This window comes from Polaromonas aquatica, from assembly GCF_042659145.1.
Taxonomy (GTDB): domain Bacteria; phylum Pseudomonadota; class Gammaproteobacteria; order Burkholderiales; family Burkholderiaceae_C; genus Polaromonas; species Polaromonas aquatica.
Map to the genome: position 1 here is coordinate 287898 of NZ_JBHSRS010000082.1, position 15636 is coordinate 303533.

Below are 15636 nucleotides of genomic sequence, written 5' to 3' on the forward strand. Positions count from 1 at the left end.
GGGTGTTTACTTTGAAGCGGGTGAGCTGAAGAAGTCGTGCGCCGCAGCAACCGTGCTTGCTATGTCTTCGGCTGTGTGGGCCGCGCTGACAAAGCCTGCTTCATACAGCGCAGGCGCGTAATACACACCGCTGTCCAGCATGGCATGGAAGAAGCGGTTGAACGCCGGGCTGTCCGTTGTCATCACCGTTGCATAGTTTTGCGGCAGCTGCCCGAGCAGGAAAAAGCCAAACATGCCGCCCTCACTGTCGCCGCAAAAAGGCACACCGGATTTTGCCCCGGCTGCAGTGAGACCCGAGACCAGGCTGCGCGTGCGTTCACCCAACGCTTCGTAAAAACCCGGTTTTTGCACTTCGCGCAAGGTTGCCAGGCCGCAAGCCGTGGCCACGGGATTGCCTGAGAGCGTGCCGGCCTGGTACACGGACCCCATGGGCGCGAGTTGTTCCATCACGGCGCGTGTGCCGCCAAAGGCTGCCAGCGGCATGCCGCCGCCAATCACCTTGCCGAGCACCGTCATGTCGGGCTTGAAGCCTGGAATGCTTTTGGCATAAACACTTTGTGCCCCGCCCAGCGCCACGCGAAAACCCGTCATCACTTCATCAAACACCAGCAGCGCGCCGTACTGGGTGCACAGCTCGCGGCAGCGTTTCATGAAGGGCACGGAGGCGCGCACGAAATTCATGTTGCCGGCAATCGGCTCAATGATCAGGCAGGCGACTTCGGCGCCGTGCAGTGCAAAGGCCTCTTCCAGCTGGGTGACGTTGTTGTACTCGAGCACCAGTGTGTGCTGCACCACTTCGGGCGGCACGCCGGCGCTGGTCGGGTTGCCGAAGGTTGCCAGACCCGAGCCGGCCTTGACGAGCAGGGCGTCGGCATGGCCGTGGTAGCAGCCCTCGAACTTGAGGATCTTGCTGCGCCCCGTGGCGCCGCGCGCGAGCCGGATGGCGCTCATGCCGGCTTCGGTGCCGGAGCTGACCAGGCGCACCATTTCAATTGATGGCATCAGGCGCACGATCTCTTCGGCGAGCTCGACTTCGCGTTCGGTCGGTGCGCCGTAGGAGAAACCTTCGAGCAGGGCTTTTTGCACAGCCTCCAGCACGGCTGGATGGCCATGGCCCAGGATCATAGGTCCCCAGGAGCCGATGTAGTCTATATAGCGCTTGCCATCGGCATCCCAGAAGTAGGCGCCCTGGGCGCGCTGCACAAAACGCGGTGTGCCGCCCACCGCCTTGAAGGCGCGCACCGGTGAGTTGACGCCACCGGGAATCAGTTTTTTGGCGCGTTCGAACAGGGCGTCATTGCGGGACGCCGGAGGCTTAGTGTTTGGTTGTTCCATTGGGGGGTAAATCAAAAAATGGCTTGGAAGCTGGGTCCGCGTCATCGCCGGCGGCATCCTCGTCAGTGTCGGTTTCTTCTTCGGAGCCTTCTACATCGGCCTGCGCCCAGAACAGTCGATCCGGCACGATATGGCCCATGCCGGGGTGAAAACCGGCGTCCAGGCTGTGGTCCAGGTAGGTCAGGGCTTCGGCCGTGGCAGCCTGCAGGTCGTGGCCGTTGGCCAGCAAGGCCGAAAGGGCCGCGGTCAACGTGTCGCCCGCGCCGGCAAAAATCGCCTCGAAGCGTTCGAACTTTTCGCTGTACAGCACGGCTTGCGGCGTTGCCAGCACGTTGTCAATGAACTGGTCGGGCAGGGGAATGCCTGTCACCAGCGTGTAGGGCACACCCAGTTCGGCCGCGGCTTTGGCGATGTCTTTGGCCGAGGGGTTGCGTGCGCCGGACCAGTCCGGCAGCAGCCAGCGCCACAGGCTGCTGTGGTTGCCGACCAACACGGTGGTTTGCGGCAGCATCAGTTCCCGAAAGGCGTCGAGGTAACTGTCGATTTCGCCTTCTTCCCACCATGAGAGGTTCGGCATGTAGGCAATAAGCGGTACGTCTGCATAGTCCGAGGCGATCTCGGCAATGGCGCTGATGTTTTCGGGGTTGCCGACAAAACCGACCTTGATGGCGCCGGCGGTCATGTCTTCAAGCGCTGTTCGCGCCTGTTCCGTGACAGCCTCTTCGTCGAAAGAGAAGTGGTCGAAGATTTCGGCGGTATCCCGCACATAGGCCCCCGTGACAATCGCCAGCGGATGACCGCCAGCAGACGCAATGGCCGTGATATCGGCCGTGAGGCCGCCGGCACCGCTGGGGTCGCTGGCATTAAAAACCATGACACAGGCTGGCGCGTCGTCGCTCTCGTCGGTCTGGATTTTCCGGCTGTCGGGGGAGGAGGGGATGGGGTTTGCCATAGGCTGCGATTTTGCCCTGTACGCGAATAAGCAACGCTGCCTCGATACAATTGTTGCATTCTATTCGAAGGCAACTTAAGCTGTGACTCAAACAATGACCTGGATGTGCTTGATCTGTGGGTGGATTTACGACGAAGAAACCGGTGCGCCGGATCACGGCATCGCTGCCGGGACGCCATGGGCACAAGTGCCCATGAACTGGACCTGTCCCGAATGCGGGGCCCGCAAAGAAGATTTCGAGATGGTTCAGATATAAATAATCGGGACTGACACAGCAACCGCGGGTTGGTGTGCCGGGCTCAATGTTGCAACAGAGGAGCGAAGACAGTGAGCATTACCAGTTCCGGACTCAAGGTCTTGGTTATCGACGACAGCAACACCATCAGGCGTAGCGCCGAGATCTTCCTCAAGCAGGGTGGGCATGAAGTGTTGCTGGCCGAAGACGGCTTTGATGCCCTGGCCAAAGTCAACGACTACCAGCCCAACCTGATTTTCTGCGACATCCTGATGCCCCGTCTCGATGGCTACCAGACCTGCGCCATCATCAAGCGCAATGCAAGGTTTTCAGATGTGCCCATCGTGATGCTGTCCTCCAAGGACGGCGTATTCGACAAGGCACGAGGTCGCATGGTGGGCTCGCAAGACTACCTGACCAAGCCTTTTACCAAAGATCAGCTGCTGCAGACCGTTCAGGAACTGGGCAGCGCCAAACAAGGAGTAGCTTAATGGCAATTAACAAAATTCTGGTAGTCGACGATTCCAAGACGGAATTGATGTACCTGACCGACCTTCTGGTCAAGAACGGGTTCACCGTGAAGACCGCCGAGAACGCGGAAGATGCCTTTCGTCGCCTGGCCGAGGAAAAACCGGAGCTGATCCTGATGGATGTGGTGATGCCCGGCCAAAATGGCTTCCAGCTGACGCGGGCCATTACCCGTGACCCCCTTTATTCCGATGTTCCCATCATCATGTGCACCAGCAAAAACCAGGAAACAGACCGTGTCTGGGGCATGCGTCAGGGCGCGCGGGACTACATCACCAAGCCTGTGGATGCCGACGAACTGATGGCCAAAATCAAAGCCCTGGGCTGATACCGATCTAAGCCCAGACTATGGCGAACAGACAAGCCCTAAGAGAGCTGCAAAGCCGCTTGGCCGAGAGGTTGCAGGTCGCACGGACGCAGGGTGTGGCTCCCTCATGGCTGGCGGTTGAGGCTGGCGGAAAAAAGTACCTGTTCCCTATGGGGCAGGCCGGCGAGATTTTCCCCTGGGGTGCTACCCAGGCGGTTCCTTACACCCAGGCCTGGTTCCTGGGTGTCGCCAACCTGCGCGGTGGGCTTTTCGGCGTCGTGGATCTTGCAGGTTATGTCACCGGGCAGGGCACGGCACCCAAGACCGAACTGGCGCGCAAGGAGTCTCGCCTTGTGGCCTTGAACAGCGCCCTCGACATCAACTGCGCGTTGCTGATCGACCGCCTTGCGGGCTTGCGAAACCAGGAGGCATTCAGTGATTTCGCGGAAAGATCGCCCGATGCGCCCGAGTTTTTTGGCAATCAGTATGTTGACCATAACGGCGCATCCTGGCAGGAAATCAACCTGCAGTCCCTCGCCCGGCAAGCTCATTTCTTGACTATAGGCGCCTAGCGCACAACGTTTTCTCCGGAAGGCTCACCATGTCTGTTATCGAAAAAATCCAGAACCTGTTCAAAACAAAGTCCGCGCAGCCTGAGGACAGCATGGACATGGCTTCCGTGGGTATTCCAGTTGATCCGCTGGCAACCGGCACCATGGACCAGGCGGCCCTCAATACAAGCACCATTGCTTCGCCGGAAGGCAATGAAGACAGCTTTGCCGCCAGCCGTGTGGCCAATGCGGAAGAAACGGCAACGCTTGAGAATCCGGACTTGCTGAGGCTTCCCATACTAGGCAGCCGGACCATCGTGCAACACCAGCGGATATTGCTGGGTTTGCTGGGTTTGTCGGTGCTGGTTCTGGCTGTGGTGGCCTACCGTGCGCTGTCCCAGGCGGATACGGTGGCCCAGCAGGTGGCTGCAACCGGCCAGTCCCTGATGCAGTCGCAGCGGCTCGCAAAGTCTGTTTCGCAGGCCCTGGTGGGCAGTGCCCAGGCTTTCCCCGACGTGAAGGAAAGCTCCGACGTGATGGCCAAAACCGTGCGCGGACTGAAAGCCGGCGAGGAGAGTTTGCGCCTTGAGCCGGTTAACCAGGACTTGCAGCCGGATGTCGAGAAGATCACGCCCCTGATGGAGCGTGCAGAGAAAAATGCCGGGACCGTCATGGGCCAGAAAGACATTCTGACGCAGGTGGGCAACGCCTTGCGCACGATTAACCGCCAGTCGTCCGACCTGCTCGAGATCGCTGAAACCGTGTCTTCCCTGAAGCTCCAGCAGAATGCTGCCCCGGCCGAGATTTCCGCTTCGGGCCAGCTGGTGATGTTGACGCAGCGTATCGGTAAATCAGCCAATGAATTTCTGACCATGGAAGGCGTGAGTCCCGAGGCCGTGTTTCTGTTGGGCAAGGATTTGAACTCGTTCAAGGAAATCGCCCAGGGACTGCAGGAAGGCAGTCCCGAGTTGCGCCTGGCCGGTTCCAAGGACCCGCAGACCCGCGAGCGCCTCGATGCCTTGATGGCCTTGTACGAACAAACACGTGTTCAGGCTGGCGCAATTCTGGGGAATCTGCAGGGCCTGGTGTCTGCCCGCGAAGCGCAAGCTTCGATCATTGCCGATAGCGAGCCGCTGCGCCGTGGCCTGGAAGACCTGCAGGGCAAGCTGTCCTCGCAATCGGGTCTGAGTGCCGGCTCCGTGACTGCTCTGGTGGTTGCCGCCTTGTTCGGTTTGTTGTGCGCCATCGGCATTGCGCGCGTTCAGTTGCAGGACAGCCGCCAGCGCCAGAGCGTTGCGGAGAAGCAGCAACAGGAAGCCCGCGGGCAGGAGCAGGACGCCAAGCGCGTCAATGACGCCAACCAGGCCGCCATTTTGCGTTTGATGAACGAGTTGCAGACAGTGGCCGAAGGCGACCTGACGCAGGAAGCCACGGTGACCGAAGACATCACCGGCGCCATCGCCGACTCGGTGAACTACACGGTTGAAGAGTTGCGCCAGCTGGTGGGTAACGTGCAGAACACGGCTACCCGCGTTGCCCAGACGACGGCGCAGGTGGAAAGCACCTCGACCGAGCTGCTTGCAGCTTCCACCGAACAGCTGCGTGAAATTCGCGAAACCGGCCAATCCGTGCTGGACATGGCGTCCCGCATTAACGAGGTGTCCACACAGGCGCAGGAATCTTCCCAGGTTGCTCGCCAGTCGCTGACAGCTGCTGAATCCGGCCTGCAGGCAGTGCAGAACGCCATCGGCGGTATGAATTCCATCCGTGACCAGATCCAGGAAACCTCCAAGCGGATCAAACGGCTGGGTGAGTCGTCCCAGGAGATTGGTGAAATTACAGAACTGATTTCAGACATTACCGAACAGACCAACGTGCTGGCACTGAACGCTGCCATCCAGGCGGCATCAGCCGGTGAAGCCGGGCGTGGCTTCTCGGTGGTTGCTGAAGAGGTGCAGCGACTGGCCGAACGTTCCGCCGATGCAACGCGGCAGATTTCGGCGCTTGTGAAGGCGATTCAGACCGATACCCAGGATGCCGTGGCCGCTATGGAGCGCTCCACACAGGGTGTGGTGGAAGGGGCCAAGCTGTCGGATAACGCGGGTACCGCGCTGTCCGAGATTGACCGCGTGTCGCGCCGCCTTGCTGACCTGATTGAGCAGATTTCCAACTCTGCGTCACGCGAAGCCGAATCCGCCAACGTGGTGGCCGGCAACATCCAGCACATTTTTGCCGTGACGGAGCAGACCGGAGAAGGTACGCGCTCCACCGCCCAGCAGGTACGGGACCTGTCGCGCATGGCTGAGGAACTGCGCCAGTCGGTATCCCGGTTCAAGATCGCCTGATATCCGCTGTCCCCCGCGCCTTTTGTGCCTGACTGTGAATTCCGTCTTTTGAACCGGCCCGTTATCTATGCAATCCAACGTCCAGAATTCAATAGCCGCTGACATCGACTTTGCAGCCAACGATCTCGGACCATTGGCCTGGGTGCTGGAGGAGCTGCGCAAATCACTGGATGGCGCAGCCAAGGCACTTAAACGTTTTGTCAGGGATGCAGAGGCCGCCAGGGGATCGGATCTGGCCGCCATCGACGCCAGCCAGTTGCGTATCGCCCGGCAGCAGTTGCACCAGGCGGTCGGTGCGCTGGAGATGGTTGGACTGGCCGCGCCGGCCCTGGTGTTGCGCGCCATGGAAGCCGCCGTACAAAAATTTGTGCAGCAGCCCGAACAGTGCACGCAGGACGCCGCCGCCAAAATTGAAAGCGCCAGTTTTGCCCTGACGGAGTACCTTGAGGGCGTACTGGCGGACAAACCAATATCCGCCGTTTCCCTGTTTCCCCAATACCGGCATGTGCAGGAGCTGGTGCGCGCAGACCGCATACACCCGGCAGACCTGTGGTCCTGTGAATGGCGCTGGCTGGAGCCGGAACTGGCAACGACCGCCGGGCCGCAAAACTACGACGACAGCGCGCGCGCAGCCTTCGATCATTCGGTACTCCAGATCATGAAAGGCAAGGCGCCGCAAGCCGCGCTGGCCCTCAAGGATTTGAGCCTGGGGTTTTCGGCCAGGCAGGCGGACCGCCAGCCCAGGATTTTCTGGAAAATCGCGGCGGCTTATTTCGAGGCCTTGGGCCACGACCTGCTGCCCTCCGACCTTTATGTCCGGCGTGCCGCGTCCCGTATCCTTTTGCAATATGCATCGCTGAGCAAGGGCGAGGCGGCCATTTCGGATAGGCTGGCGCAGGACCTGCTTTTCTTTTGTTCCCAGGCCATTTCAGCCCGCGCAAGCGATACGCCAGTCCTCTCGGCGGTGCGTTCTGTCTATGGCCTGGCGCGATTCAAGCCAGTGGATTACGAGGCCGTGCAGTTCGGCCGTTTTGATCCCGCGCTGCTCGCTCAGGCGCGAAAACGCATTGTTTCCGCAAAGGAGACGTGGTCCTCCCTGTCTGCGGGCGATGCCGGCAAGTTCAAGATGGTGATTGACCAGTTCAGCCTGGTAACCGACTCGCTGGTCAAGCTCCATCCTTCCAGCGAGCCGCTCGCGCAGGCGCTCTCCCGCGCGATAGATGCAACGGCCCGGTCCGGCCAGGCGCCGGCCATTGGGCTGGCGATGGAAGTGGCAACCTCCGTTCTGTATCTGGAGGCCGCGTTCGACGACCTGGACCCCAACGACCCGCAATTGGCAGTACGTACAAAACATCTGGCCGAGCGCCTTGAAGGCGTGAGAGGCGGCGGTGAGCCGCAAGCCCTTGAGCCCTGGATGGAAGAGCTTTACAGGCGGGTCAGTGACAAGCAGACCATGGGCAGCGTTGTCGGCGAGTTGAGAATTTCGCTCGGCGAGCTGGAAAAATCGCTGGACCTGTTTTTCAGGAATCCGCAGGACAAGACGATATTGCGCGACGTGCCGGGGCAGCTCTCCCAAATGCGCGGTGTTTTGTCGGTATTGGGGCTCGAGCAGGCATCCCATGCCGTGCTGCGCATGCGCGACAGCGTTGAGCAGATGCTGGAGACTGAAGTCGACGAGCAGCGTGCCCGGGCAGCGGGGACTTTTGACCATCTAGGTAACAACCTGGGTGCCTTGAGTTTCCTGATCGACATGCTCAACTACCAGCCCGCGCTGGCTAAAAAGCTGTTTGTCTACGATGAGGCCAAAGGCGAGCTCAGGCCGCTGATGGGCCGTACACAGCGGCCTGACGACGCTGCGACTGTGACCACCAGCAGCGAAATGCTGTCGGAAGAAGTCAACTCCGTGGTGCAGCTTGCAGATGCAGGCGCCTCCAATGAGAAGCTCACGGGCGAGCTGGATGCGCTGGCAACCCACGCTGCGCTGGCCGGTCAAACAGGCCTCGCCAGGACCGCACATGAGGCCTCGGTTGCGGTGTCCGGACAAAATAGCGAAGCGGCAGCCAGCGCATTGAATACGCTGGTTTCCTCCATGGCGCCGGTGGCTGCTGCACCTGTGGCCCAGGTCGAGGCAGTGGATTTTGAAGAAGACGATTTGCGCGATATCTTTCTTGAAGAAGCGCGTGAAGTTGCGGGCAATGGCCAGGCGGCCATCGCGTCCCTTGAAAACGACCCGGGCGACATAGGCCAGCTGACCATCCTGCGGCGTGTCTTTCACACGCTCAAGGGCAGTTCACGCATGGTTGGTTTGAATGAGTTTGGTGAAGCTGCCTGGTCGGTGGAGCAGCTTTTCAACAGCTGGCTGGCTGACCAGAAGCCGGCGAGCGAAGGACTGATGTCCCTGTCGACGGAAGCGCTGACGGGTTTTTCGCGCTGGATTGAAGACATCGCGGCCAACAGCGATAGCGCCTGGACTGCAAGCGCTTTCCGCGCCAGCGCGGATGCCATGCGCACCGAGGGGCGCCTGAGCGCCCTGGTGTTGCCTGCCATGGCGCAGGAGCCGGCGCTGGATGCCGTGATGCCGGACCTGGACCTGACAGTCGGTGACATCGCAGTGGAGGCCCACGCTGTTGTCGAGACGGCTGAAGCAGCCCAGGCTGCCGTCACGGAAACCGATCTGGACTTTGACGCCTTTTTCGGTGTTGACCAGCCGGCGGCCCCTGAACCGGCAACAGCCGCCGGGCATGCTATTGCGGTGACCGACGATATACGCGGCATCGACTTTGACAGCCTGTCGGCACTGTCCGGGCAGCAGGATGTGGCGCCGTCAGTGCCGGATTCACCAAAAGCAGACAGTATCAGTATCGAAATCCCTGAATTGGCCATGGAGCTTGATGTTCCGGCGCACGGTTCTCCTGCCGGCGAGCACGATGCCCCCGGTACGGCTGACGAGGTGGAATTGTCGGCTGCGGACTTTGACGAACAATTCCTGAAAGCGCTCGACGTCCCACAAACCGCTGCAGCTGCAGTACATGTTGATGCACTGCCAGTTGCGCCGCCTGAGCTGTCCGCCTTTGGGGTTTTGTCGGCCCCCGCAGCCAGCGAGGACATCGTGTCCGCCGATATCGTCGCCGACGAGCAGATCAAGGTGATAGGCGCGCTGCGCATAGGCATTCCGCTGTACAACGTTTACCTCAATGAGGCCGACGAATGGTCCCGCCGCCTGGTGACCGAGGTGTCGGAATGGGCCATTGAACTCCATGCCCCGATTGGCGATTCCACGGTGGCGCTTGCCCATTCCCTGGCTGGCAGCTCAGCAACCGTGGGGTTTGAAGCCCTGTCGGAAATAGCCCGTGCGCTTGAACACGCCCTGCAACAGTCGCAGGTGCATCACAGCCAGGGGACCGCAGCAGGGTATGCCAGCGTGTTTGTGGATGCAGCCGAGGATATCCGGCGTCTCCTGCACCAGTTTGCCGCGGGCTTCCTCAAGGTGGCCGATGCCGGTGTCCTTGAGCGGCTTCGCGACCTGGACTTCTCCGAGCCCGTATCGGTTTTGCCGGCAGGGGCGGCTGACTTCGACTTTTCCGCTGAACCGGCAGGCCATGAAACTCATGCCGCAGCCGGGCTGTCCGGGCTTCAGCAGACGGCGCCGCCAGTTGCAACGCCCATATCGCAGCTTGCAGCAGTTCCGGTGGCGGGAGTTGAGCCGCCAGCCGTTGCGCCGCATGTTTCGTCCTTTACGACCCCGGTCCATGCAGCTGCGGCGCCTGTGTCGTCATTTAGCCCTGCTGCCGAAGCATTTGCGGGGGATGAAGATGACGAGATCGATGCGGTGGATGCCGTCGACCCTGAACTGTTCCCGATTTTTGAGGAAGAGGCTGCGGAACTGATGCCCCAACTGGGTGCCGCCTTGCGCCAGTGGTCGGCGCGGCCCGACAACGGCGGCGCACGCATGGAAGTCCTGCGCGCCTTGCACACGCTTAAAGGCAGCGCGCGCCTGGCCGGCGCCTTGCGCCTGGGGGAAATGGCTCACCGGATTGAATCGGAAATCGAATTCCTGGGCTCGGAGGCTGCGGCCACGCAGGATTTCGAGCCGCTGCTGACGCGCTTTGACGCGATGGAGCATGCCCTTGACACATTGCGCAAGGCCGATGCCGCAGGTGCTGAAAATGCTGCCCTGAACCAGACCCCTGTAGCGCCTGCTGCTGTGCCGCAGCAGGCAAGCGTCGAGCCAGGTGTTTCCCATGCCGGTGAGCCTGTCGTTTTGATGGCTGCAGCGTCCGGCAGGACGTTGGTTCCGGCTCCGCAGGCCATGGCCATGCAATCGGTGCGGCAAGCTGCTTCCGCGTCCGTCCGGGTGCGCTCGCAACTGCTGGACCGCATGGTCAACCAGGCCGGTGAGGTCATGATCACGCGTTCGCGCCTGGAGGTTGAACTCGGCCAGCTGCGCGGCTCGCTCGGCGACATGACGGGCAACTTGAACCGCTTGCGCCAGCAACTGCGGGACATCGAACTGCAGGCTGAAAGCCAGATGCAGTCGCGCCTGGCGCAGGCCAAGGAACACCAGGCCGGATTTGATCCGCTTGAGTTTGACCGCTTTACCCGCGTGCAGGAACTGACCCGCATGATGGCCGAGTCCGTCAATGACGTGGCAACCGTGCAGCGCACCTTGCAGCGCACCGTTGAAGCGACCGAGGATGACCTGATTGCCCAGGCCCGCCAGACGCGTGAACTGCAGCGCGACCTGCTGCGCACGCGCATGGTGGAGTTTGAAGGCATTTCCGACCGCCTTTACCGCGTGGTGCGCCAGGCTTCCAAGGAAACCGGCAAACAGGTCAGGCTTGACCTTTTGGGCGGCACCATAGAGATGGACCGCGGCATGCTGGACCGCATGACGCCCGCATTCGAGCATTTGCTGCGCAACTGCGTTGCACACGGCATTGAAAGCCCCGAGATCCGTTTGGCAGCCGGCAAGGACGCTGTCGGCCTGATCACCGTCAACCTGCGCCAGGACGGCAATGACGTGTCCGTGGAGTTCGGTGATGACGGGGCAGGGCTGGACATCCGGCGTATCCGAGAAAAGGCCGTGAGCCTGGGCCTTGTGAGCGCAGACCAGGCCCTGAGCGACCAGGAGGCTGCCAACCTGATTTTCATGCCAGGTTTTTCCACCGCATCGCAGGTGACGGAACTGGCCGGCCGGGGCATAGGCATGGACGTGGTCCGTTCCGAAGTCAACGGTGTCGGTGGCCGCATTGAAACCACCACGGTGGCCGGCAAGGGCACAAGTTTCAAGCTGGTGCTGCCACTGACCACTGCCGTCACGCAGGTGGTGATGTTGCGTGCCGGCAAGCTGTCGGTCGGTGTTCCGGCCAACGTGGTGGAAACCGTGCGCAGGGCCACAGCAAAAGAGTTGCAACAGGCCTACAACACCGGTTTCATGGATGTTGGCGGCGAGGCCGTGCCCTTTTTCTGGTCTGGCGCCTTGCTGCAGTCGTCCAACCAGAGCGGTGAGGCGCAGGCCAAAACCACCCCGGTGGTGGTGTTCCGAAGCGCGGCGCAGCGGATAGCCTTGCACGTCGATGAAGTTATGGGCAACCAGGAGGTTGTGGTCAAGAACCTTGGGCCGCAGCTGTCCCGGCTACCGGGCCTTGCGGGCATGTCGGTGCTTGCGTCGGGCGCCGTGGTGCTGATCTACAACCCGGTCGCGCTCGCCTCGATTTACGGCCAGCAGGCACGTGCCCTGAGTGCCGACAGGGCCGAGCCGCATATGCTTGAGTCGGCTGCCGATGGCGCGTCCAGGACGTCCGCACTGGTGACGGCCGCGCCGCTGATCCCTCTGATCCTGGTGGTTGACGATTCCATCACGGTGCGGCGCGTCACGCAGCGTTTGCTGCAGCGCGAGGGTTACCGGGTGGCCATGGCCGCCGATGGACTGCAGGCGCTGGAGCGCCTGCAGGAAGAGCGGCCGGCCGTCGTGCTGTCGGACATCGAAATGCCGCGCATGGATGGTTTCGACCTGGCGCGCAACATCAGGGGCGATGCGCGCCTGAGCGACCTGCCGATTGTCATGATCACATCACGCATCGCCGAGAAGCACCGCGAGCACGCCAAGGAACTGGGCGTTGACCATTACCTGGGCAAGCCCTACTCTGAAGAAGAATTGATGAGCCTGGTACGCCACTATTGCAGTGCTGAAGCTGCGGTTTCAGCATAAAAAGTGCTTCTGGCCCCCGTAGAACGGGCGCAACCAGCTACTGAAAACGTAGCAAGCAGGTTCAGGTTTTTTTGACTACGGCGTAGCGCTGCAGTGTCAGCGCGCGTGCTTCATCGTGCTGGACGATGGGCATCGGGTAGTTCTGGCCCAGCGCGACGCCAGCGGCCGCCAGCTCGACAGGTGTTGCCAGCCAGGGGCTATGCAGGGCGCGGGCGGGCAATCCCGCAAGCACCGGCAGGTACCTGCGGATGAATTTGCCGTCCGCATCGAACTTCTCGCTCTGGCTCACAGGGTTGAAGATCCTGAAGTACGGCTGTGCATCGCAGCCGCTGCTGGAGGCCCATTGCCAGCCGCCGTTGTTGGACGACAGGTCGAAGTCATTGAGTTTTTCTGCAAAATAGCGCTCGCCCCAGCGCCAGTCCAGCCCCAGGTCCTTGCACAAAAAACTGGCGACCACCATGCGCAGCCGGTTGTGCATGTAACCGGTCTGGTTGAGTTGCATCATCGCGGCGTCCACCAGCGGGTAGCCGGTGCGACCTTCGCTCCATGCCTCAAACAGGGCTTGCGCGTGGGGGCCTTTTTCCCAGGCAATCAGGTCGTACCCGGGCTTGAAGGACTCGGTGGCGGCATGCGGGAAATTGCTGAGGATTTGCGCATAAAAGTCGCGCCAGACCAATTCGCTGAGCCATACGGCGGCGCCTTCGCTTCCTTGCACCGAATGTTCCAGCGCCGCCCTGGCCAGTTTCCTGATCGAAACCGTCCCAAAACGCAGGTGGACTCCGAGGTAGCTGGGGCCCTTGACCGCCGGGAAGTTGCGTGTCTCGTGGTAGTCCTTCATGCGGGCCAGGAAATCTGCAAAAAGCTGCGCGCCGCCCGCGCTGCCCGTCGGGATTTTCAGGCTCTTTAAGTTTGTTTTCTCAAAACCAAGGGACGCCAGTGTGGGCACGGCCAGGCGATGCGTTGCCGGCCTGGCTGCCAGCGCAGCTGCATATTTTTCAACCGGATATGGCGACAGGTAAAAATCATCAGCCTTCCTGAGCCAGGCATTTTTGTAAGGTGTGAACACGCTGTAGGGTTTGCCCGCCAGGGTCAAGACCTCGGAGCGCTCGAAAATGACCTGGTCCTTGAAGGTATGAAAAGCCATACCCTGCGCCTCCAACCGGGCCTGAACCTTCGCATCGCGGGCCAGGGCCTGGGGTTCATAGTCGTGGTTGGTGAAAACGGCATTGACCGACAACTGGCCGGCCAGTTGCGGGATGGCATCACCAGCGGCTGCGTGCTGGACTATCAATCCGCCGTCGGCGATGTTGTTTTGTTCAGCCAGATGGCGCAACTGGCCATCCAGGTCCAGCAGCGATTCGCGGATGAACTCCACCCGGCGGTCCGCTTTCGGAAGGCCGCGCAGGATATCCCGGTCAAATACAAAAATGCAAAACACCTGCCCGCAGGATTTCAGGGCGTGATACAGCGCCGCATTGTCCTGGGCGCGCAAGTCACGCCGGAACCACATCAGGCCGGTCTGGTATTTTTTGTGCATGGTATTGATGTTACTGAAAGTGCACGTAGCGAAATCACCGCCGTGTCTATGAGGCCGGGTTGTTGCAGTGCGCGTAAAATCAATCCATGCCTCTCGATTCCGCACCGATCAACCTGACAAACCACTTCCTGATCGCCATGCCCGGTCTGGATGATGCGGCTTTTGCCAAAAGTGTGGTCTATATGTGCGAGCACAGCGACCGCGGTGCACTCGGGCTGGTCATCAACAAACCCAGCGACATCAACCTCAAAAACCTGTTTGACAAGGTCGAGTTGCCCCTGCATCGCGACGACCTGACGCAGGCGCCGGTGTTCCAGGGCGGCCCGGTACAGACCGAACGCGGTTTTGTGCTGCACGAGTCCATGATGCCCGGCAATGAGTCCGTGTATGCCTCCACCATGACGATTCCCGGCGGGCTGGAAATGACCACCTCCAAGGACGTCCTTGAGGCGCTATCAGCCGGCAACGGCCCGCGCAGGATTTTTGTATCGCTGGGTTATTCGTCCTGGGGCGAAGGCCAGCTGGAATCCGAAATCTCCGACAACAGCTGGCTCACGGTAGCCGCCGACCTGGCCGTCATTTTTGACACACCGGTAGAGCAGCGCTATGCCAAGGCGCTGATGCTGCTTGGGCTGGAAAGCTGGATGCTGTCTCCCGAGGCTGGCCACGCATGAGCCTTGCGGCCATGCCACCACCGGCCGCTGGCCTGCAAACTTTTCTGGCTTTTGATTTCGGTCTCAAACGCACAGGCGTGGCGTCCGGCAATCGTTTGACCCGCACGGCCACACCACAGGCCACCATTGCAGCAACCGGTGACGCGCGTTTTACCGCGATAGCCAGCAGGCTCAAGGAATGGCAGCCCGATGCATTGGTGGTCGGCGTACCGTTTCACCCGGACGGTGCCAGCCACGAGAACACGGTTCGCGCACAGAAGTTCGCCCGCCAGCTACGCGGCCGTTTTGGCCTGCAGGTGTTTGAGGTCGACGAGCGCTACAGCACCACCGAGGCGCTGTCGGCCGGCGCGGCCGATGCAGACGCCGCCTCGGCCTGCATAATCCTGGAGCAGTTTTTAAGGAGTCTTCCATGAGTAGCCTGACGCTGGACGCAGAAGCGCTGTACCGCGAGTTGTTTCGCAGCATGCAGCAACTGATGGCCACCTACGATGAGCCGCCATTGCTGGTCGGAGTCGCCTCGGGCGGTGCCTGGCTGGCCGAACGCCTGCATGCCGACCTGAAACTGTCCGGCAAGACCGGCACGCTGTCTTCGTCCATGCACCGCGACGACTTTGCCAAACGCGGCCTGGCTTCCAGCGGGCAGACCCTGCTGCCCTTTGATGTCAACGGTGCGCACCTGGTGGTGGTGGACGATGTGCTGTACACCGGCCGCACCATACGCGCCGTGCTCAACGAGCTGTTCGACTACGGTCGCCCTGCCAGCGTCAAGCTGGTGGTGTTGGTGGACCGCGGCGGGCGCGAGTTGCCGGTACAGCCGGACCTTGCCATCGCGCGGGTGGCATTGTCTGCCGCGCAAAGCCTGGCGCTGGAGCGCCTTGAAAGCGGGACATTCAGTTTCCAGGTCCAGGACGCCTAGGGCCGCGCGCATGGGCCAGGATAAAAATCGATAAAGGCAGGAGTT

12 protein-coding genes are annotated in these 15636 nt (G+C 61.1%); 9 read left to right on the forward strand and 3 right to left on the reverse strand.

Features of this window, described 5'->3' with window-relative positions:
* Nucleotides 1-6: 6 nt before the first annotated feature.
* Nucleotides 7-1335, reverse strand: coding sequence for a glutamate-1-semialdehyde 2,1-aminomutase (hemL, locus tag ACFQND_RS19110; RefSeq protein WP_371437076.1), 1329 nt, complete (start codon nt 1333-1335; stop codon nt 7-9).
* A complete protein-coding gene (thiD, locus tag ACFQND_RS19115) occupies nt 1316-2287 on the reverse strand; it encodes a bifunctional hydroxymethylpyrimidine kinase/phosphomethylpyrimidine kinase (protein ID WP_371437077.1) in 972 nt (323 codons plus the stop codon). Before thiD ends, hemL begins: the two co-directional genes overlap by 20 nt.
* A 94-nt stretch (nt 2288-2381) precedes the next feature.
* Here thiD and ACFQND_RS19120 point away from each other — a divergent pair, with 94 nt between their 5' ends.
* From ACFQND_RS19120 to ACFQND_RS19145, 6 genes are all read left to right on the forward strand, one after another.
* The gene (locus ACFQND_RS19120; protein ID WP_371437111.1) at nt 2382-2543 is read left to right on the forward strand and encodes a rubredoxin; all 162 of its coding nucleotides are present in this window, start codon (nt 2382-2384) and stop codon (nt 2541-2543) included.
* 71 nt (nt 2544-2614) lie between these two features.
* Nucleotides 2615-3013, forward strand: a complete 399-nt coding sequence (locus ACFQND_RS19125; RefSeq protein ID WP_371437078.1) for a response regulator — start codon at nt 2615-2617, stop codon at nt 3011-3013.
* A complete protein-coding gene (locus ACFQND_RS19130; protein WP_371437079.1) occupies nt 3013-3378 on the forward strand; it encodes a response regulator transcription factor in 366 nt (121 codons plus the stop codon). Before ACFQND_RS19125 ends, ACFQND_RS19130 begins: the two co-directional genes overlap by 1 nt.
* Before the next feature lie 20 nt (nt 3379-3398).
* Nucleotides 3399-3929, forward strand: a complete 531-nt coding sequence (locus ACFQND_RS19135; RefSeq protein WP_371437080.1) for a chemotaxis protein CheW — start codon at nt 3399-3401, stop codon at nt 3927-3929.
* 29 nt (nt 3930-3958) lie between these two features.
* Entirely contained in the window at nt 3959-6253 is a 2295-nt protein-coding gene (locus ACFQND_RS19140) for a methyl-accepting chemotaxis protein (protein ID WP_371437081.1), read from the forward strand.
* Nucleotides 6254-6320: 67 nt separating this feature from the next.
* Nucleotides 6321-12464, forward strand: a complete 6144-nt coding sequence (locus ACFQND_RS19145) for a hybrid sensor histidine kinase/response regulator (protein ID WP_371437082.1) — start codon at nt 6321-6323, stop codon at nt 12462-12464.
* A gap of 61 nt (nt 12465-12525) precedes the next feature.
* Here ACFQND_RS19145 and ACFQND_RS19150 read toward each other — a convergent pair whose 3' ends face one another.
* On the reverse strand, nt 12526-14001 hold the full coding sequence (locus tag ACFQND_RS19150) for a cryptochrome/photolyase family protein (RefSeq protein ID WP_371437083.1): 1476 nt from the start codon (nt 13999-14001) through the stop codon (nt 12526-12528).
* Nucleotides 14002-14087: 86 nt separating this feature from the next.
* Between ACFQND_RS19150 and ACFQND_RS19155 the strand changes: the two genes are divergently transcribed.
* Genes ACFQND_RS19155 through pyrR form a run of 3 tightly spaced genes read left to right on the forward strand, consistent with a single transcriptional unit; the run spans nt 14088 to nt 15591 of the window.
* A complete protein-coding gene (locus ACFQND_RS19155) occupies nt 14088-14675 on the forward strand; it encodes a YqgE/AlgH family protein (RefSeq protein WP_371437084.1) in 588 nt (195 codons plus the stop codon).
* On the forward strand, nt 14672-15088 hold the full coding sequence (gene ruvX / locus ACFQND_RS19160; RefSeq protein WP_371437085.1) for a Holliday junction resolvase RuvX: 417 nt from the start codon (nt 14672-14674) through the stop codon (nt 15086-15088). The genes ACFQND_RS19155 and ruvX overlap by 4 nt, the downstream gene beginning before the upstream one ends.
* A complete protein-coding gene (gene pyrR / locus ACFQND_RS19165) occupies nt 15085-15591 on the forward strand; it encodes a bifunctional pyr operon transcriptional regulator/uracil phosphoribosyltransferase PyrR (RefSeq protein WP_371437086.1) in 507 nt (168 codons plus the stop codon). The genes ruvX and pyrR overlap by 4 nt, the downstream gene beginning before the upstream one ends.
* The last annotated feature ends 45 nt before the right edge of the window (nt 15592-15636 follow it).